We start from the raw sequence: 17,965 nt of genomic DNA, 5'->3' as shown, positions 1-17,965 counted from the left end.
AACCCTTTGATTTTCCTCGCTTTCGTGGCATCTATCGCGGCGCGCCGAACCAATTCCGTCCGGCGTGAAATCGTCTTGCACCGAAGAGTTGCGTCGAACGCGGAGAACTGACCTTGCGTCTGATCAGGTGCCTCGCGCCCATCGCGCTGGGCCTCATGGTTCTCGTCGCCGCGTCGCCTGCACGCGCGCTTGACGCCGTCAGCGTCCGCGGCGACGCGCCCGCGATCGACCTCACCGGCGTGCTCGAGCATCAGCGCAGCGACGCCGACCGCATCCAGGTCTCCACCGCGCCCGGCACCGACGGCATCGTCCGCCGCATCGAGGTGCGCGCCCGCGAGGGTGGCCAGAACTGGGTGGTGTTCGCGCTCGCCAACAACACCGACGACCAGCTCGACCGCCTGATCGTCGCCCCGCACTACCGCATCGTGTCCTCCGGCCTGTTGTGGCCCGACCTCGGGCTGTCGCGCATCGCGACCATCACTCCGTCCATCGGCGACCGGCCGGAACGCCAGGAGAGCGCGACCGCCGACGTGTTCCGTGTCACGCTCGACCCCGGCGCCGTCGTCACCTTCGTCGCGGAACTGCGCACCGACAAGCTACCGCAGCTCTATCTGTGGGAGCCGGAAGCCTACAAGGACAAGGTCAACTCCTTCACGCTCTACCAGGGCATCGTGATCGGCATCTCCGGCCTCTTGGCGCTGGTGCTGACGATTCTGTTCGTGGTGAAGGGCAGCATCATGTTCCCGGCCGCCGCGGCGCTGGCCTGGGCGGTGCTGGTCTATATCGGCGTCGATTTCGGCTTCTGGGGCAAGGTGCTCGACATGTCGAACAACGCCGAGCGCATTTGGCGCGCGGCCGGTGAAGCGATATTGGCGGCAACGCTACTGGTGTTCCTGTTTGCCTATCTCAACCTCAGCCGATGGCATGTGCGCTATTCACACATCACGGTGGGCTGGCTCGCGTTCCTCGGATCCCTCGTCGCGCTCGCGCTGTTTGATCCGGCTGTTGCCTCCGGCATCGCGCGCATCTCGCTGGTGCTGATCGCCTTCGCCGGTTTCGCGCTGATCGTCTATCTCTCCACCCACGGCTTCGACCGCGCGGTGCTCTTGATCCCGACCTGGTTCCTCCTCGTGGTCTGGGTGGTCGCAGCCGGCATGACGGTGGCGGGCTCCGTCACCAACGACATCGTCGGCCCTGCTTTGCTTGGCGGCCTCGTGCTGATCGTGATGCTGATCGGCTTCACGGTGATGCAGCATGCGTTCGCGGGCGGCGGCGCCACCACCGGCGTCGTCTCCGACATCGAACGCCGCGCGCTGGCGCTGGCCGGTTCCGGCGATCTGATCTGGGACTGGGACGTCTCCGCCGACAAGGTCTTCACCAGCCCCGAGACCGAGGCGCTGCTCGGCCTCAAGCGCGGCACGCTGGAAGGCCCGGCCGCGTCCTGGTTAGAGGTGCTGCATCCGCTCGACCAGGACCGTTTCCGCGCCGCGCTCGACAGCGTGCTCGACCAGCGCCGCGGCAGGTTGGTGCAGGATTTCCGCCTGCGCACCCCGGACGGCCATTTCATGTGGTTCGCGCTGAAGGCGCGGCCGGTGGTCGGCTCGGACGGCGAGGTCTCGCGCGTGGTCGGCACCCTCACGGACGTCACCGAACTGCGCAACGCCGAGGAACGGCTGCTGCACGATTCTGTGCACGACAACCTCACCGGCCTGCCCAACCGCAAGCTGTTCATGGACCGGCTCGGCGCAGTCGCGCATTTCGCCAAGTCGATGCCGACACTGCGGCCGACGCTGATGGTGATCGATCTCGACCGCTTCAAGCAGGTCAATGATTCCGTCGGCATCGCGGTCGGCGATTCCATCCTGCTGACGCTGGCCCGCCGCCTCACCCGCATCCTGAAGCCGCAGGACACGCTGGCGCGGCTCGCAGGCGATCAGTTCGGCCTGATCCTGCTGTCCGAGCAGGATCAGGCCCGCATCACCGCCTTCGCCGAGACCATCCGCAAGACCATCCGCGCGCCGATCGCCTTCAACGACCGCGAGATCTTCCTCACCGCTTCGATCGGGCTCGCCCTTTCTGATCCTCAGACGCAACTGACTGACGAGATCATCAAGGACGCCGAGCTCGCGATGTATCACTCCAAGCGCATCGGCGGCGACCGCATCGACGTCTACAAGCCCGCGATGCGGGCGCGGAAGACGGACCGGCTGACACTGGAAAGCGAGCTGCGCCGCGCCATCGAGCGGCAGGAGCTGACGATCCTGTATCAGCCGATCGTGCGGCTGGAGGATCGCTCGGTCGCCGGCTTCGAGGCGCTGGTGCGCTGGGATCATCCCAAGCTCGGGCGCATGGCGCCGTCGGAATTCATCACCATCGCGGAAGAGACCGGCCTGATCGTCGACCTCGGCATGTTCGTGCTCGACCAGACCGCGAAGCAGCTCTCGGTGTGGCAACGCGCGATGCGTTCGCGCGAGCCGATCTTCGCGAGCGTCAACGTCTCGTCGCGGCAGTTGCTGCGCCACGACCTGATCCACGACATCCGCACCGTGCTGTCGCGCTCCTCGGTGGCGCGCGGCACGTTGAAGCTGGAATTGACGGAATCGCTGGTGATGGAGAATCCCGAGCATGCGGCGCAGATGCTGACGCGGATCCGCGAGCTCGGCACCGGACTGTCGCTCGACGATTTCGGCACCGGCCATTCCTCGCTGGCCTATCTGCAGCGTTTCCCGTTCGACACCATCAAGATCGACCAATCCTTCGTCCGCACCACCAACCGCGGCACGCGCCCGGTGATCCTCAAGTCGATCATCGCACTCGCGCATGATCTTGGCATGGACGTGGTGGCGGAAGGCGCCGAGACCGATTCCGACGCCGTCGAGCTGTATCAATTGGGCTGCGAGTACGCGCAGGGCTTTGCCTTCGGCGAGCCCATGGATGCGGATGCGGCGATGCGCCTGCTGACGGAAGTGCGGCTCGAAGCTGCGAGCTGATCCATCCATGAGTTCGGTATCGTAGCAACCTTTGGAGAGCCGCCCTCTCCCTTCAAGGAAGCTTCAACCGCCTGCGCCGCTCTATCCCGGCCTGCGTCCGTCCTTCTTCCGCTTGGTAAACCGCACGCTCTGGCCGTCAGGCATCCGCGTCGCCACGAAGCCAGCGGCGAGGCAGGCTTCGCGCTGCGGCATCTGGATGTCGGGACTGCGCAGGCTGTCCCACCACGACGCACGGTTGGCCGCACGCGGCAGGGCCGCACCGATGATCTCCTCGATCTGCTCAAAGCTCAGCACGAATTCCATCTGCTTCTGCCGCAGCAGGTAATCGCGTAGCGCGTCGTAGTCGTTCACCGCCGTCCCCACCTTTGTCCGCGGCCTGATCTGCGCAAAAGCGATGCCTGCGGAAACCAATCCTTAACTCATTGCAGCAGCGCCGTCGCGACTTAAACACTATGCAAGATTTCAGGCGCATCCACTCATATCGGGAGCAAGCGATGCTGTCTGGATGGCGCGAAGCCAAGGCCCGCCGGCCGTGGCGCATTTCGGCGAAGCTGCTGATCATCTCGTCCGTCGTGACGGTGATCGGCTTTTCCGCCATTTGCGTCAACGTCATGCTCGACATGCGCCGCGGCGAGGAGGCGCTCGCCCGCCAGACGCTCGAAAACCTGGCCACCACCATCGACTCCGACGTCACCCGCAATATCGAGATCTACGACCTGTCGCTAAAGGCGGTCGTCAACAACATGCTGCTGCCCGAGATCGCCACGGTCTCGAAGCCGGTGCGCCAGCTCATCCTGTTCGACCACGCCACCACGGCGCGTCATTTCGGCGCCATCCAGGTCTTCGATGCCGACGGCAGGCTGACCATTGATGCCTCCACGCTCGATCCGCCGGCGGAGAACCGCGCCGACGAGGACTATTTCCGGATCCACCGCGACAATCCCGATGTCGGCCTGTTCATCAGCCGGCCGATGTTGTTCCGCGGAGCCTATTCGATCGTGCTGAGCCGGCGTATCAGCGACACCGACGGCGGCTTCCTGGGCGTGGTCGCCGGCTCGATCCGCTTCGGCTATTTCCACGAGCTGTTCGAACGGCTGAGCCTCGATCCCGCAGACACCATCACCGTGCTGAAGCGCGACCGCACCATCATGATGCGGCGACCGTTCGACCTCGACATCATCGGCAAGAACCTGGGAACGCAGCAGGAGTGGAAGCCCGACAATCTCAGGGCCGGCGGATCCTACGCCGGAAAGGGACCGGTGGACGTGACGCCGCGCCTCTACGTGCGCAGCAGCGGCTCGGGTCCTCTGTTTGTCGTGGCGGGTAAACCGCTCAGCGCCGTGTTCGAGCTTTGGCAGAAGGAGGCCTATCGCATCGGTGCAGTGGTGCTGGCGCTGATCCTGTTCGTGCTGGCATCGACGCTGGTCCTCGCCCGCGAGATCAGCCGCCGCGCCGATGCCGAAAACAAGCTCGAGGAGATGGCGACGACGGACGCACTCACCGGCTTGCGCAACCGCCGCAAGTTCGATTCCGTCATCGACATCGAATGGCGGCGCGCCATGCGCGAGAAGACGCAGATCGCGCTCCTGATGATCGATGCCGATCACTTCAAGGCCTACAACGACACGTACGGCCACCAGGCCGGCGACCAGGTGCTGGTCGGCATCGCCATCTGCATCTCGGATTCGGTGCGCCGCGCCGGCGACTGCGCCGCACGCTACGGCGGCGAGGAGTTCGCCGTGCTGCTGCCGAACAGCTCGGCCGCCGATGCCTTCAGAATCGCCGAGACCATCCGCGCCAAGGTGCAGGGCTGGTCGGACGTCGAGGCGGGATCGACTGTCTCCTGCGGCATCGCCAGCCTCGCGCCCACCGCCGGCATGGATTGGGCGATCCTGGTCGCCGCCGCCGACAAGGCGCTCTATGCCGCAAAAGCCGGCGGCCGCAACCGATCGGTGGTGGCGAGCCTGCCGAAGCTGTCGCTGGTGGCGTGAGCGTCTCTCTCCGTCATTGCCAATGACGCGGCGCTAGGACTGCCCCAGATACTTCTTCATCTCCGCAATCAGCCCCTCGCGCAGCTCGGGCCGCTTCAGTGCGTAGGCGATGTTGGCGCGGAGGAAGCCGGGTTTGGAGCCGCAATCATGGCGCTCGCCCTCGAACTCGACGCCATAGAACTTTTGCGATTTGGAAAGGCCGATCATGGCGTCGGTAAGCTGGATCTCGCCGCCGGCGCCGCGCTCCTGGGTCTCCAGGATCTTGAAGATTTCCGGCTGGAGAATGTAGCGGCCGGTGATCGAGAGGTTGGAGGGCGCGGTGCCCTTGGCCGGCTTCTCGACCATGCCGTCGACCTCGAACATCTTGCCGGTGCGCTTGCCGACGCCGCAGATACCGTATTGATGGGTGAGATGATCGGGTACCGCCTCGACCGCGATCAGGTTGGATTTCTCGCCGAGCGTTGCAGCGGTTTCGATCATCTGCTTCAGGCAGCCGGGCGAATTGAGCACGAGCTCGTCGGGCAGCACCACCGCGAACGGCTCGTTGCCGACGATGTCGCGCGCGCACCAGACCGCGTGGCCAAGGCCGAGCGGCGCCTGCTGGCGAGTGAAGCTGACGGCGCCGGCTTCCGGCTGGTTCTGCGCCAAAATCTCCTGCTCGGCCTTCTTGCCGCGCTGGCTCAGCGTCGTGTCGAGCTCGAACATCCTGTCGAAATGGTCTTCAATGACATTTTTGTTGCGGCCGGTGACGAAAATGAAGTGCTCGATACCGGCTTCACGCGCCTCGTCGTACACGTACTGGATCAGCGGCTTGTCGACGATGGTGAGCATTTCCTTCGGCATCGCCTTGGTCGCGGGCAAGACGCGGGTCCCGAGGCCGGCGACGGGGAATACAGCTTTGCGGATTTTCATGTGATTGATCGAATACCCTGGAGCGCAGGTGAAAGAAGCAATGACATCTTGCTAGCCGGTTTGCAGCCGGTAACAAAGGCGGATGTAGGGCTCGGTCTCCGAGAATTTGCGAAAAAGGTGACCAGCAGAAATTCACCTTTGTTAAGATATTGGCAACCGTAACGAGGCCTCCTGATGGCGAATTTTCGGCCAGACGGATGGGACATGATGCAATTGATGGCAGGACTGGCAAAACGCACGGGAATTATAGCCGGCGCAACAATGATTGCGGCCGGCCTGCTGTTCCCAGTGTCCGCGCAGGCCCAAGGACAACAAGGGCAGCAAGGGCAAAATGGCCTGTCAAAACTGTTCGGCGGCATTTTCTCCGGCTCGGACCCGGCACCGTCGCAACCTGCGCCCACCCCCGGCGGTGCCCAGCCCTGGAGCGGCGAGGACGGTGCCTCCGGCCATCCGCTGATGACGGCCACCGCGATCCGCGAGGCGGCGGGCAATTTCGACAATTGCGTCGCGGGCATGTGGCCGGATGCCGCACGGCGCAACATCACCCAGGAAAACTTTCAGCGCTTCACCGCAGGCCTTACGCCCGATCTGCGCATCATGGACCTGATGGATTCGCAGCCCGAGTTCACCAAGTCGATCTGGGACTATCTCGACATTCTCGTGAACGACAACCGCCTCGCCAAGGGCAAGGAAGTCCTCGCCAAATACAAGGCGCAGTTCGACGCGACAGAGAAGGCCTATGGCGTCGACCGTTATATCATCGCCGCGATCTGGGGCATCGAGTCCAACTATTCGACGCAGATGGGCGACCGCAGCGTGCTGCAATCGACCGCGACGCTCGCCTGCATCGGCCGCCGCCAGGCCTATTTCAAGGACGAATTCCTCTCCGCACTGGAGATCCTCAACCGCGGCGATCTCAGACCGGAGCAGATGCGCGGCTCCTGGGCCGGCGCGTTCGGCCCGACCCAGTTCATGCCGACCGCGTTCAAGCGCTTTGCCGTGGACGGCGACGGCGACGGACGGCGCGACGTGGTCGACAATCCAACCGACCTGATCGCCTCGACCGCCAATAATCTCAAGAAGGACGGCTGGCAAAGCGGCCAGACCTGGGGCTTTGAGGTCGTGGTGCCGCAGGGCTTCAACTACATGCTGGCCGACCGCGCCAAGATGATGACGATCGCGCAGTGGGAAAAGCTCGGGCTCAAACGGGCGACGGGCCAGCCTTTCCCGCATCCGGCGGAAAAGGCCTATCTGCTGGCGCCAGCCGGCGCGCAGGGACCGGGCTTCCTGATGCTGCAGAACTTCCGGGTCATCATGAAATACAATCCGGCCGAGGCCTATGCGATGGCGATCGGCCATTTCGCCGACCGCCTGCGTGGCGGAGCACCCTTCGTGCAGCCGTGGCCGCGGCAGGAGCGCGAATTGTCCAGGGGCGAGCGGCTGGAACTTCAGCAGCTTTTGGCCCAGCGCGGCTTCTACAAGGGCACCCCGGACGGCCAGTTCGGCGGCCAGACCCGGGACGCACTGCGCAATTTCCAGGCCTCGATCGGGGTACCCGCAGACGGGTTTGCCTCCTCCGACGTGCTGGAACGCCTGCGCGGGCGGTAAAATCGCGCCAAAAGTAACCCTGAGCGGGGATTTTGGCCGATCGTCGGTGTATGGCCCTAAGATTCTGCAAGAGAATTTGCCCGTTTGGCGCCCGATTCCGTTATTATATGGAGCTAATCCCAGACCCGCTGCGCGCGCCCGAGATCGCATGTCGAAGCCCAAATCCTTTTTCAAGGCGCTGACCGAGACCGGCCCGCTGATCGCGCTGGGGACATCGCTTGCGATTCTGATCTCGATCGCGGGACCGGCTTCGGCGCAGTTCTTCAACTTCCCCGGCTTCGGCGGCCCGCCGCAACGCGCGGCCCCGCCGCGCAGCGGCGGCGGCGGCTGGTTCGGCGGCGATTTCTTCGCGCCATTCCAGCAGCAACAGCCGCAGGCCCCGCGCCAGGATTTTTCGCGCGCGCCGGCGCCCGCCAAGCGCGACACCATTGCCGACAAGAACGCGCTGGTGATCGGCGACGCCATGGCCGACTGGCTCGCCTACGGTCTGGAAGACGCCTACACCGAGCAGCCCGACATGGGCGTGATCCGCAAGCACCGGACCACCTCGGGTCTGATCAAGTATCAGCCGAAGGGCGAGCCCTCGGATTGGGCTGCGGCCGCGAAGGGTATTTTGGAGACCGAGAAGCCCGACGTCATCGTCGTCATGCTCGGTCTCAACGACCGCATCGCGATCCGCGAAGCTGCGCCCGAGAAATCCGACAAGGACAAGAAGAACGACAAGGGCGCACGCGCCAAGCCGCAAGGAAAAGGTGACGCAAAGCCGGGCGAGGCCAAGCCTGACACCGCCGCCAAGCCCGACGACAAGCCTGTCGACACCGACCTGCCGCAGGATGACGCCGACAACGCCGATACGCCGGCCGCCGCACCTGAAAAGACCGCGCGCAACCCGAACGGCCTCTACGAATTCCGCGACGACCATTGGGTCGAACTGTACGGCAAGAAGATCGAGGAGCTCGCGAACGTCCTGAAGGCCAAGGGCGTTCCGGTTCTCTGGGTCGGCTTGCCCGCGATCCGCGGACCCAAGGGCACCGCCGACATGCTGTTCCTGGATTCGCTCTATCGCGAAGGCGCGGCCAAGGCCGGCATCACCTATGTGGATGTCTGGGACGGTTTTGTCGACGAAGCCGGCCGCTTCCTGCAGAAGGGCCCGGATTTCGAAGGCCAGATCCGCCAGCTCCGCAGCGGCGACGGCGTCTACTTCACAAAGCCGGGCGCCCGAAAACTCGCGCACTATGTCGAGCGCGAGATCACGCGCCTGCTGGCGGGGCGCTCCGGCCCGATCGCGTTGCCGAGCGAGCCGGCGACGCCGGATACCAACGCCGAGCCCGGCAAGCCCCCGCCGCGGCCGCTCGCCGGTCCGATCGTGCCGCTGGTTGCGGCCTCGATCTCGACCGATCAATTGCTGGGCGGACCGGGCACACGTCCGGCCGCCGTCGATGCACTCGCCGCGCGGACGCTGGTGAAAGGCGAGCCGCTGGCCGCGCCCGCCGGCCGTGCCGACGACTATTCCTGGCCGCGCCGCGAAGTCGGTCGTGAGCAGGCCAAGGGCGATACGCCCGTCGCGGCGACGACTCCCGACGGTGGTGCTGCAGCTCCCGGTACGCCTGGCGCGCCGGGCGCAGCCGCCGCAATTCTGCCGCCCAAGCCGCTCGCGCCGAAGAAGCCGACGACGCCGCAGCAGCCGGCTCAGGCCACACCGTCATTGCGGGAATTCTTCGGCTTCGGCTCGCCGCAGCCAGCGCCGCGTCAGCTGGCGCCCGCCCCGCGAAACCCGAATCCCGCGATCCCGCGTCCGCCGGGTAACGTCGGGCATTCGGCGGAAGTGGTTCGGTAAGCGTTGCTCTGAATTAAATTGTCATTCCGGGGCGCGCCTCTTGGCGCGAGCCCGGAATCCATTCATCAACATTGACGGCGGCTCGATGGATTCCGGGCTCGCGCTTCGCGCGCCCCGGAATGACGAGCGACTAACCGTAATAGCGCCAGCGCGGCGGCGGGCGACGTGCCGGGCGTGACATCAGAAGCGCGAGCGCGAAGCCGATGCCGCCGGCAACCAGCAGCGCGCCGAGCGGATTGTCCTGCACCTTCTTCGACAGCGCCTGTGAGCCATCGCGAAGGGTCTCGCCGCTGTTCTCATAGGCATCCTTGGCGTAGCTCGCGGCGGAGTCAGTGGCGTCACGCACGGCGTCCTTGGCCTGGCCATAGAGATTCTGCACCGTGCCTGCGGCTTCCCGCGCCTTGCCCGACGCCTGCGTCTGCGCGTCGCCTGCGAGATCGCCGACGGCGCCCTCTGCGCGTCCAGCAAATTCCTTGGCCGATCCGACAATCCGATCCTTGTCCATAATGCTCCTCCTCGGGGGTCTGCCCAAGTAACCGATCAGGAGGAGCGCAGTTCCATTGCTGCTCAGAGAATGAGTCCACCATCGACAACCAGCGTTTGCCCGATGATGTACGACGACAGCGGCGAGGCGAGGAACAGCGCTGCGCCTGCCATGTCGGCCGGCGTGCCCAATCGCCGCAGCGGAATGCGTGACAATGCACCTTCGAGCCGCTTGGGGTTGTCTGTCGTCACCTTCGTCATCTTGGTATCGACGAGGCCGGGCGCGATGCCGTTGACGCGGATGCCGTCTTCCGCCCACGCCTCGCCCAGCGTCCGCGTCAATCCGACCGCGCCGGTCTTCGACGCATTGTAGGCGGGATTGCCCATGGTGGAATGATAGGCCGCGGTCGAGGACACCATGATCAGCGCACCCTTGGAATCCCGCAACATGGAATGAAACCGCGTTGCGCACGCCATCAGGCTCATGAGGTTGACCTCGACGACCTTGCGGAAGCCTGCCATCTCGAACTCGCCGCGGCGATAGATCACCGCACCCTGCGCCAGCACCAGAATGTCGAGCCGATCGAAGGACGGCTTGAACGCTTCGATCGCGCCGGGGTTGCTGACGTCGAGCTGTGCATAAGCAAGACCGGTGAGATCGGAGCCCTCCTCCGCCAAATATTCCGTGTGCCGAGCACGCGTGCCGCACACCGCGACATGCGCGCCTCTTGTGCGAAAGGCTTGCGCGATGCCGTTGCCGATACCGCTGGAACCACCGACGACCAGCACCTGCTTGCCTGTGAAATCGAGCTCGCTCGCCATCGCGGCCTCCCTTGGTCCTTGCTTGTTTGACCTGTCTGCGGATCGGTGCCAGCCTTGTCTATCTCACAACAAGAAACAAGAGACACGAGGAATGCCATGTCCGAGTTCAAGCAGCTCAGCCGCTCCGTAAAGGATCTGGTCGTTCTCGTCACGGGCGCAGCCAGCGGCATGGGGCGCGCCACTGCGCGCGTGTTCGCAGCCGAGGGCGCCAACGTGGCGGTGACCGATCATGACGAGCAGGGCGCACATGCGGTCGCCAAGGACATCGCGGCAAGCGGCGGCTCGGCCAAGGCGTGGAAGCTCGATGTCGCCGATGGCGGCGAGATCAAACGCGTGGTCAACGGTGTCGCTGCGCATTTCGGCGGGATCGACGTCGTCGTCAACAATGCCGGCATCTCCGTGCGCGTCGCGATCGACGACGAGGGTTACGAAGATGCCTGGTCCAAAGGCATCGCCGTGATGCTGACGGCGCATCCGCGCATCATCCGCGCCGCGTTGCCGCATCTGCGCAGATCGAAGTCGCCGCGCATCGTCAACATCGCTTCGACCGAGGCGCTTGGGGCCACTGCATTGCACAGCCCCTATTCTGCTGCGAAGGGCGGTGTCGCGAGCCTCACCCGCTCGCTCGCGGTGGAGCTCGGTCGTGAGGGCATCACCGTCAACTGCATCTGCCCGGGGCCGATCCGCACCGGGATCACCGACCGCATCTCCGAAGAGCACAAGACCATCTACGCCAAGCGCCGCACGGCGCTCGGCCGTTACGGCGATCCCGAGGAAGTCGCGCATATGACGCTGAGCCTGTGCCTGCCCGCGGCATCGTTTCTTACCGGCGCGGTGATCCCGGTGGACGGCGGGCTGATGGCGCGCAACGCGTAAGAGCCATGCACGCGGAGCGTTGACATCAACCTGCACCGGAGTAGCTTTTTCATCGACAAGGGCGGAGCAACCGCTCATCTTCGGGGAGAGTCGCCATGACGATCGCCATCCGGCAGCTTCAGAAGCATTTTGTCGGTGAGGTTTCCGGCCTCGACCTACAGAAGCCTCTCACACCGGATCAGGCCCGCGAGATCGAGTCCGCGATGGACAAATACGCGGTGCTCGTCTTCCACGACCAGGACATCACCGACGAGCAGCAGATGGCCTTCGCGCTGAACTTCGGCCAGCGCGAAGATGCGCGCGGCGGCAACATTACCAAGGCCAGCGAATACCGCCTTAGCTCGGGCTTGAACGATGTTTCGAACCTCGGCAAGGACGGCAAGCCGCTCGCCAGGGACAGCCGCGCCAATCTGTTCAACCTCGGCAACTGCCTCTGGCACTCCGACAGCTCGTTCCGCCCCATCCCGGCAAAATTCTCGCTGCTGTCGGCGCGCGTGGTGAACCCGAAGGGCGGCAACACCGAGTTCGCCGACATGCGCGCGGCCTATGACGCGCTCGACGACGAGACCAAGGCCGAGATCGACGACCTCATCTGCGAGCACTCGCTGATGTATTCGCGGGGATCACTCGGCTTCACCGAATACACCGACGACGAGAAGGCGATGTTCAAGCCGGTGCTGCAGCGACTGGTCCGGACCCATCCGGTCCATCGCCGCAAGTCGCTGTATCTCTCATCGCATGCCGGCAAGATCGTCGGCATGAGCGTTCCGGAGGGACGACTGTTGCTGCGCGACCTCAACGAGCACGCGACACAGGCCGAGTTCGTCTACGTCCACACATGGAAGCTGCATGATCTCGTGATGTGGGACAACCGCCAGACCATGCACCGCGTCCGCCGCTACGACCAATCGCAACCCCGCGACATGCGCCGCGCAACGGTGGCGGGGACCGAGCCGACGGTGCAGCAACAGGCGGCTGAGTAGGTGCTTTGGACTAGCCACAAATTCCGCCGTCGTCCCGGACAAGCGCAGCGAAGCGGAGCGCAGATCCGGGATCCATAACCACAGGCCCTGGTTTGGCGAAGACTCATGGTGATGAGCCTGCCTCAAACTCCGCCCTGGGAGTATGGGTCCCGGATCTGCGCGCGCTCGAGGCGCGCTCGTCCGGGACGACGGCGGAGAGTGGGGCGAGCAGCGAGGACGACGGCCACCAACTACGCGTGCCCCGCCTCGTTCGACAGCATGCCGGGATCGATTCCGATCTTGCGCAAGGCGCGTCCGTATTTTTCGTCGACGTCGTCGCCGAAGATCAGATCTGCATCCGCGTCGCAATGCAGCCAGCCATTGCTCTGGATCTCGGTCTCGAGCTGGCCCGGCGCCCATCCGGCGTAGCCGAGCGCGAGAATGGCGTGCTTGGGGCCGGAGCCGTTGGCGATCGCACGCAGGATGTCGACGGTTGCGGTGAGGCAGACACCGTCATCGATCCGCAATGTCGCGTTCTCGATGTAGAAGTCGCTGGAATGCAGCACGAAGCCGCGCCCGGTGTCGACCGGCCCGCCGCGCAGCACCTTCATGCTTTCGGCATTCTCCGGCAGCTTGATGTGCTCGCCCTTCTTGACGATGCCGAGCTGTTCCAGCAGCTCGGGAAAATCGATGCTGCCGGCCGGGTGATTGACGATGATGCCCATCGCGCCCTCGGCCGAATGCGCACAAAGATAGATCACCGAGCGCTCAAAGCGCTCGTCGCCCATCACCGGCATCGCGATCAGGAGCCGGCCGTCGAGATAGCCGGCCGAATTGGGAAGCGCGGGGCCCGCGCGGCGCGTGCTTTCGCCCGTCCTTTTGCCTGTGGGAGCCATCGGTGAAGCACTCCGGTTTCAATTCCTATCCTGATGTCGGGCCGCCCTGCTGTCAAATCAAGGCTTGCAGAGACCTGATTCGAGTGCATCCATCACAAGCAATTCAATGGTTTGCCCCGGGGTGACCCTGTAAAGACGTGCCATGCTGACAAGAGTTCCCCTGCATGCGGCGATTGGCGTCGCAACAACCCTGCTTGCGTCGTCATTGACGACGGTAGCCCATGCCGACGACGCCTCGCCGTGGCAGCGCGACGGACATTCGGCGGTGCGGCTCTTGGCGGGATCGCGCAGCGGCGCGGTGCTGCTCGGCGGCATCGCCGTCCAGCTCCAGCCTGGCTGGAAGACCTACTGGCGCATGCCGGGCGATTCCGGCGTTCCACCGCGGTTCGACTTCTCGAAGTCGGACAATGTCGAAGCGGTGACCGTGATGTGGCCGGCGCCGCAAAAGTTCGACGACGGCGCGGGCGGCCATTCGATCGGCTATCACGACCAGATCGTGCTGCCCTTGCGTATCGTCGCCAAGGCCGCCGACAAGCCGGTGACGTTGCGTGCCGAGATCAATTACGCCGTGTGCGAAAAGCTCTGCATTCCCGTCGAGGCCAATGTCGAGCTCGGTTTCAACAACGTCGCCTCGACTGAAGACGCCAATCTGCGCACTGCGCTCGACACCGTGCCGAAACCCGCCAATGTCGGCGATCCCAATCCGCTCACCATCCGCGATGTCAAGCGCGACGGGCCCAAGAACGTGGTGGTGGATGTCGTTGCGCCCGAGAACAGCAAGGTGAATCTGTTCGTCGAAGGACCGACGCCCGAGTGGTCTTTGCCGATTCCCGATCTGGTCGAGCACAGCCCGCCCGGCGTGAAGCGATTTTCGTTCGAGCTCGACGGATTGCCGCCGGGCGTCAAGCCCGACGGCGCAGCGCTGAAGTTCACATTGGTCGGGCCGGAGAAATCGTACGAGTTCAATACGAATTTGGAGTAGGTGTCGTCCTGGCGAGAGCGTGTGAGTTGCGCTGCTAGCGCCCACCCTCAGCTGTCGTCCCGGACATGCGAAGCGCAGATCCGGGACCCCGTGCGAGCGCTTGTGCTCGTCACGATAGCCACAGGGAGTGGTTTGGCGAGGACTCGGAGTTGCCGGCCCGCGAAACGACTTCTCCCTGTGGTTATGGATCCCCGCGTTCGCGGGGATGACAGCGGCGGTTGGCGCGACAACACGCCCACCCAACCGAATCTTAACGAATGGTTGCTAATCCCAGGGACCACCGCACCAAGCCTGCCGCAGAATGCGCGGAACGCCCGGGGATTTTTCGAATTGGCCGTGATGGATGCAGAGCCTGCAACGACCGGACCGGCCGGGCTGATCGCGCGGCTGCGCGCCAGGTTGACGGGCGGCTCGAGCGAAGCGTCGCTGACGCGACGGCTTGCCGGCACCATTTTCATCATCCGCGTCATCAGCGCGGGCCTCGCCTATTTCTCGCAGGTCCTGCTCGCGCGCTGGATGGGCACGTCCGACTACGGCATCTACGTTTATGTCTGGACTTGGGTGCTGCTGCTCGGCAGCATGATGGACTTCGGCATCTCGGCTTCCGCGCAAAAAATCATTCCGGAATATCGCGCCAGCGGCGACCACGCGCTGCTGCGCGGCTTTCTCTCCGGCAGCCGCTGGCTCACCTTTGCCGTCTCGACGCTGACGTCGCTGGCGCTTGCCGGAATCGTCAAGCTGCTGTCGCCCTGGATCGATCCGGCCGAGGAGCTGCCGCTCTATATCGGCTGCATGACGCTGCCCGCTTTCGTCGTCGCCAACACCCAGGACGGCATCGCGCGCTCGCATGACTGGATGCAGCTCGGTCTGATGCCGCAATTCATCATCCGCCAGGCGCTGATCATCGGCATCACGGCGATCGCGTTCCTGCTCGGCTATCATCTCGGTGCGGTCGCGGCGATGGTCGCGAGCGCAGGCGCCGTGTGGGTCGCCATGACCGGGCAGATGGTGGTGCTGAACCGTAAGCTCGCCGGTCACATCGCGCCCGGCCCGAAGGCCTATGACATCAGCGGGTGGCTCGCAGTGTCGCTGCCGATCCTGCTGGTCGAAAGCTTTTACCTGCTGTTGTCCTACACCGACGTGCTGGTGCTGCAGCAGTTCCGTCCGTCGGACGAGGTCGGCGTCTACTTTGCCGTAGTGAAGACGCTGGCGCTGGTGTCCTTCATCCACTACGCGATGTCGGCGACGACGGCGCACCGCTTTGCCGAATACAATGCGCTCGGCGACAAGGCGCGGCTGTCCGCCTATGTCGCGCATGCCATCAACTGGACGTTCTGGCCGTCGCTGGCAGCGACCGCCGTGCTGCTCGCGCTCGGCAAGCCCCTGCTCTGGCTGTTCGGGCCGCAATTCGTGGTCGGCTACGACATCATGTTCGTCGCCGCGATCGGCCTCGTGGTGCGCGCCGCGATCGGCCCGGTGGAGCGTCTGCTCAACATGCTCGGCCAGCAGAAGATCTGCGCACTGGCCTATGCCCTGGCCTTCGTGATGAACGTCGTGCTCTGCATCGCGCTGGTGCCCCGCTTCGGCGGCCACGGCGCCGCCGCCGCGACCTCGATCTCGCTCACCTTCGAGACGGTGCTGCTGTTCTGGATCGTGCGGCAGCGGCTGGGCCTGCACGTGCTGGCGTTTGGTAAATAGGTACTTCGCACTTATATTGCCGCTCCCCGCGGAACGTCTGTTTCGCAACGAGCCCGAGAACAAGGCGAAACACCTAGCCAGTTCCGTTTCAGAGCAGAATTTTTCTTATTCCGTCCAAGCGGTTGCGCCCTGGGGGAAATTTATTCTACGTCATATTGCCCAACTGACGAGATAAACCTAGATTTCCCCGACCATGATTGATCCGCTTTACGTCGCCTCGGGTTTCGGCGTCGGCCTGCTTGTCGGGCTGACCGGAGTGGGAGGCGGCTCGTTGATGACGCCGCTGCTGATCCTGCTGTTCGGCATTCACCCGACCACCGCCGTCGGTACCGACCTGCTCTATGCCGCCGCCACCAAGACCGGCGGCAGCGTCGTGCATGGCTGGTCGCGCAGCGTGCACTGGCCGGCGGTGCTGCGGCTGGCCTGCGGCAGCATTCCGGCGAGCGCCCTGACGCTGCTGGTGCTGTGGAAGCTCGATCTCAAGAGCGATGCCGAGCGGAACCTGGTCAACCTGGTGCTGTGCTTTGCGCTGATCCTGACCGCAACATCGCTGATCTTCCGCAAGTCGATCATGGAGCGCTATCGCCGGCGCATGGAGCAGGTCAGTGAGCGCACCACGGTGATTGCCACGGTTGTCACCGGGATCGTGCTCGGCGTGCTGGTGTCGATTTCGTCGGTCGGTGCCGGCGCGGTCGGCGTGACCGTGCTGCTGTTGCTCTACCCGCGCCTGCCGATGGCGACCATCGTCGGCTCCGATATCGCGCACGCGGTGCCGCTGACGCTGGTGGCCGGCATCGGACACTGGATGCTCGGTTCGGTCGACTGGGGCCTGATGGGCGTGCTGCTGCTGGGCTCGCTGCCCGGCATCATCGTCGGCAGCTACAGCGCGACGCGCGTGCCGGAGACGGTACTGCGCGTGGCGCTCGCCAGCGTCCTCGTCGTGGTCGCCGGCAAGATCATGTTCGCGGAGCTCAACCTGCAATCCGCGATCGTGACGGCTCTGGCCTGGAGCCACTGAGGCAGAAGCTGTCGCCACACTCTCGCTGTCGTCGCCCGGCTTGACCGGGCGACCCCGCCCTGGATGCCTCGGTCAAGCCGGGCATGACAGAGGTTGGATTTACTCCGCCGTCCAGCCGCCGTCGATCGACAGGTTGGTACCGGTGATCTGCGCGGCATCGTCGCTGCACAGGAATAGCGCCAGCGCTGCGACCTGCTCCGACGTCACGAACTCCTTGGTCGGCTGGGCGTCGAGCAGCACGTCGTTGATGACCTGCTCGCGCGTGAGATTACGGGCCTTCATCGTGTCCGGGATCTGCTTCTCCACCAGCGGCGTCCAGACATAGCCGGGGCTGATGCAGTTGCAGGTGATCTTGCTGGTCGCGACTTCCAGCGCCACGGTCTTGGTCAGGCCGGCGATGCCGTGCTTGGCCGACACATAGGCCGACTTGAAGGGCGAGGCGACCAGAGAGTGCGCCGATGCGGTGTTGATGATGCGGCCCCAGCCCTTCTTCTTCATGCCGGGAACGGCGGCGCGGATGGCATGGAAGGCCGAGGACAGGTTGATCGCGATGATCTGGTCCCACTTCTCGAGCGGGAATTCCTCGATCGGCGAGACGAACTGGATGCCGGCATTGTTGACGAGAATGTCGACCGAGCCGAACGACTTCTCGCCGAGCGCGATCATCCCGGCAATCTCGGCCGGCTTGGTCATGTCGGCGGGCGAGTAGACCGCCTTCACGCCGAAATCGGACTCGATTTTCGTGCGCTCCTTCTCGATGTCCTCCGGTGAGCCGAAGCCGTTGATGACGACATTGGCGCCGGCAGCCGCGAACGCGCGCGCATAGGCAAGGCCAATGCCGCTGGTCGATCCGGTCACGACGGCGTTCTTGCCTGACAGAGTACCCATAG

15 protein-coding genes are annotated in these 17,965 nt (G+C 64.6%); 9 read left to right on the top strand and 6 right to left on the bottom strand.

Annotation, left to right across the window (positions count from 1 at the left end):
• The first annotated feature begins 113 nt into the window (after positions 1 to 113).
• On the top strand, positions 114 to 2,990 hold the full coding sequence (locus ACWAT4_RS05775) for an EAL domain-containing protein (RefSeq protein WP_449730012.1): 2,877 nt from the start codon (positions 114 to 116) through the stop codon (positions 2,988 to 2,990).
• 81 nt (positions 2,991 to 3,071) lie between these two features.
• Here the strand turns inward: ACWAT4_RS05775 and ACWAT4_RS05770 are convergent, their stop codons facing one another.
• Complete coding sequence (locus ACWAT4_RS05770) at positions 3,072 to 3,341, bottom strand: DUF7662 domain-containing protein (RefSeq protein ID WP_212425865.1); 270 nt, start codon at positions 3,339 to 3,341, stop codon at positions 3,072 to 3,074.
• Positions 3,342 to 3,484: 143 nt separating this feature from the next.
• Between ACWAT4_RS05770 and ACWAT4_RS05765 the strand changes: the two genes are divergently transcribed.
• Positions 3,485 to 4,981, top strand: a complete 1,497-nt coding sequence (locus ACWAT4_RS05765) for a sensor domain-containing diguanylate cyclase (protein ID WP_212298333.1) — start codon at positions 3,485 to 3,487, stop codon at positions 4,979 to 4,981.
• A gap of 33 nt (positions 4,982 to 5,014) precedes the next feature.
• Here ACWAT4_RS05765 and ACWAT4_RS05760 read toward each other — a convergent pair whose 3' ends face one another.
• Positions 5,015 to 5,893, bottom strand: coding sequence for a UTP--glucose-1-phosphate uridylyltransferase (locus ACWAT4_RS05760; protein ID WP_212298334.1), 879 nt, complete (start codon positions 5,891 to 5,893; stop codon positions 5,015 to 5,017).
• Between the two features lie 204 nt (positions 5,894 to 6,097).
• Between ACWAT4_RS05760 and ACWAT4_RS05755 the strand changes: the two genes are divergently transcribed.
• The gene (locus ACWAT4_RS05755) at positions 6,098 to 7,501 is read left to right on the top strand and encodes a lytic murein transglycosylase (protein WP_212425863.1); all 1,404 of its coding nucleotides are present in this window, start codon (positions 6,098 to 6,100) and stop codon (positions 7,499 to 7,501) included.
• Positions 7,502 to 7,649: 148 nt separating this feature from the next.
• A complete protein-coding gene (locus ACWAT4_RS05750) occupies positions 7,650 to 9,338 on the top strand; it encodes an SGNH/GDSL hydrolase family protein (RefSeq protein ID WP_449730011.1) in 1,689 nt (562 codons plus the stop codon).
• Positions 9,339 to 9,468: 130 nt separating this feature from the next.
• Here ACWAT4_RS05750 and ACWAT4_RS05745 read toward each other — a convergent pair whose 3' ends face one another.
• The gene (locus tag ACWAT4_RS05745; RefSeq protein WP_212298337.1) at positions 9,469 to 9,843 is read right to left on the bottom strand and encodes a CsbD family protein; all 375 of its coding nucleotides are present in this window, start codon (positions 9,841 to 9,843) and stop codon (positions 9,469 to 9,471) included.
• Positions 9,844 to 9,905: 62 nt separating this feature from the next.
• Entirely contained in the window at positions 9,906 to 10,643 is a 738-nt protein-coding gene (locus ACWAT4_RS05740) for an SDR family NAD(P)-dependent oxidoreductase (protein WP_212298338.1), read from the bottom strand.
• Between the two features lie 96 nt (positions 10,644 to 10,739).
• Here ACWAT4_RS05740 and ACWAT4_RS05735 point away from each other — a divergent pair, with 96 nt between their 5' ends.
• Both ACWAT4_RS05735 and ACWAT4_RS05730 read left to right on the top strand, forming a co-directional pair.
• Entirely contained in the window at positions 10,740 to 11,519 is a 780-nt protein-coding gene (locus ACWAT4_RS05735) for an SDR family NAD(P)-dependent oxidoreductase (RefSeq protein WP_212298339.1), read from the top strand.
• Positions 11,520 to 11,614: 95 nt separating this feature from the next.
• Complete coding sequence (locus tag ACWAT4_RS05730; protein WP_212298340.1) at positions 11,615 to 12,502, top strand: TauD/TfdA dioxygenase family protein; 888 nt, start codon at positions 11,615 to 11,617, stop codon at positions 12,500 to 12,502.
• Between the two features lie 230 nt (positions 12,503 to 12,732).
• On the opposite strand, the gene ACWAT4_RS05725 is transcribed toward ACWAT4_RS05730, so the two are convergent.
• Positions 12,733 to 13,377 (bottom strand): YqgE/AlgH family protein, encoded by a 645-nt coding sequence (locus ACWAT4_RS05725; protein WP_188101517.1) that lies wholly within the window; start codon positions 13,375 to 13,377, stop codon positions 12,733 to 12,735.
• A 142-nt stretch (positions 13,378 to 13,519) separates the two neighbouring features.
• Between ACWAT4_RS05725 and ACWAT4_RS05720 the strand changes: the two genes are divergently transcribed.
• The 3 genes from ACWAT4_RS05720 to ACWAT4_RS05710 all read left to right on the top strand — a co-directional run bounded on the left by ACWAT4_RS05720 (position 13,520) and on the right by ACWAT4_RS05710 (position 17,075).
• Positions 13,520 to 14,359 carry a protein-disulfide reductase DsbD domain-containing protein gene (locus ACWAT4_RS05720; RefSeq protein ID WP_449730010.1) on the top strand — a complete coding sequence of 280 codons (840 nt, stop codon included), beginning with the start codon at positions 13,520 to 13,522 and terminating at the stop codon, positions 14,357 to 14,359.
• Between the two features lie 330 nt (positions 14,360 to 14,689).
• Positions 14,690 to 16,057 (top strand): oligosaccharide flippase family protein, encoded by a 1,368-nt coding sequence (locus tag ACWAT4_RS05715; RefSeq protein ID WP_449730009.1) that lies wholly within the window; start codon positions 14,690 to 14,692, stop codon positions 16,055 to 16,057.
• A 193-nt stretch (positions 16,058 to 16,250) separates the two neighbouring features.
• On the top strand, positions 16,251 to 17,075 hold the full coding sequence (locus ACWAT4_RS05710; protein ID WP_212425858.1) for a sulfite exporter TauE/SafE family protein: 825 nt from the start codon (positions 16,251 to 16,253) through the stop codon (positions 17,073 to 17,075).
• A gap of 99 nt (positions 17,076 to 17,174) precedes the next feature.
• On the opposite strand, the gene ACWAT4_RS05705 is transcribed toward ACWAT4_RS05710, so the two are convergent.
• Positions 17,175 to 17,963, bottom strand: coding sequence for a 3-hydroxybutyrate dehydrogenase (locus ACWAT4_RS05705; protein ID WP_209959058.1), 789 nt, complete (start codon positions 17,961 to 17,963; stop codon positions 17,175 to 17,177).
• Between the last annotated feature and the right edge of the window lie 2 nt (positions 17,964 to 17,965).

The organism is Bradyrhizobium sp. T-1 (genome assembly GCF_053592855.1).
This window is presented reverse-complemented; position numbering and strand designations above follow the sequence as displayed.

Excerpts from the sequence above, each read along its gene's own strand:
- ACWAT4_RS05765 (WP_212298333.1), top strand. The coding sequence starts at position 3,485 with ATGCTGTCTGGATGGCGCGAAGCCAAGGCCCGCCGGCCGTGGCGCATT.
- ACWAT4_RS05760 (WP_212298334.1), bottom strand. The coding sequence starts at position 5,893 with ATGAAAATCCGCAAAGCTGTATTCCCCGTCGCCGGCCTCGGGACCCGC.
- ACWAT4_RS05755 (WP_212425863.1), top strand. The coding sequence starts at position 6,098 with ATGATGCAATTGATGGCAGGACTGGCAAAACGCACGGGAATTATAGCC.
- ACWAT4_RS05750 (WP_449730011.1), top strand. The coding sequence starts at position 7,650 with ATGTCGAAGCCCAAATCCTTTTTCAAGGCGCTGACCGAGACCGGCCCG.
- ACWAT4_RS05745 (WP_212298337.1), bottom strand. The coding sequence starts at position 9,843 with ATGGACAAGGATCGGATTGTCGGATCGGCCAAGGAATTTGCTGGACGC.
- ACWAT4_RS05740 (WP_212298338.1), bottom strand. The coding sequence starts at position 10,643 with ATGGCGAGCGAGCTCGATTTCACAGGCAAGCAGGTGCTGGTCGTCGGT.
- ACWAT4_RS05735 (WP_212298339.1), top strand. The coding sequence starts at position 10,740 with ATGTCCGAGTTCAAGCAGCTCAGCCGCTCCGTAAAGGATCTGGTCGTT.
- ACWAT4_RS05730 (WP_212298340.1), top strand. The coding sequence starts at position 11,615 with ATGACGATCGCCATCCGGCAGCTTCAGAAGCATTTTGTCGGTGAGGTT.
- ACWAT4_RS05725 (WP_188101517.1), bottom strand. The coding sequence starts at position 13,377 with ATGGCTCCCACAGGCAAAAGGACGGGCGAAAGCACGCGCCGCGCGGGC.
- ACWAT4_RS05720 (WP_449730010.1), top strand. The coding sequence starts at position 13,520 with ATGCTGACAAGAGTTCCCCTGCATGCGGCGATTGGCGTCGCAACAACC.
- ACWAT4_RS05710 (WP_212425858.1), top strand. The coding sequence starts at position 16,251 with ATGATTGATCCGCTTTACGTCGCCTCGGGTTTCGGCGTCGGCCTGCTT.
- ACWAT4_RS05705 (WP_209959058.1), bottom strand. The coding sequence starts at position 17,963 with ATGGGTACTCTGTCAGGCAAGAACGCCGTCGTGACCGGATCGACCAGC.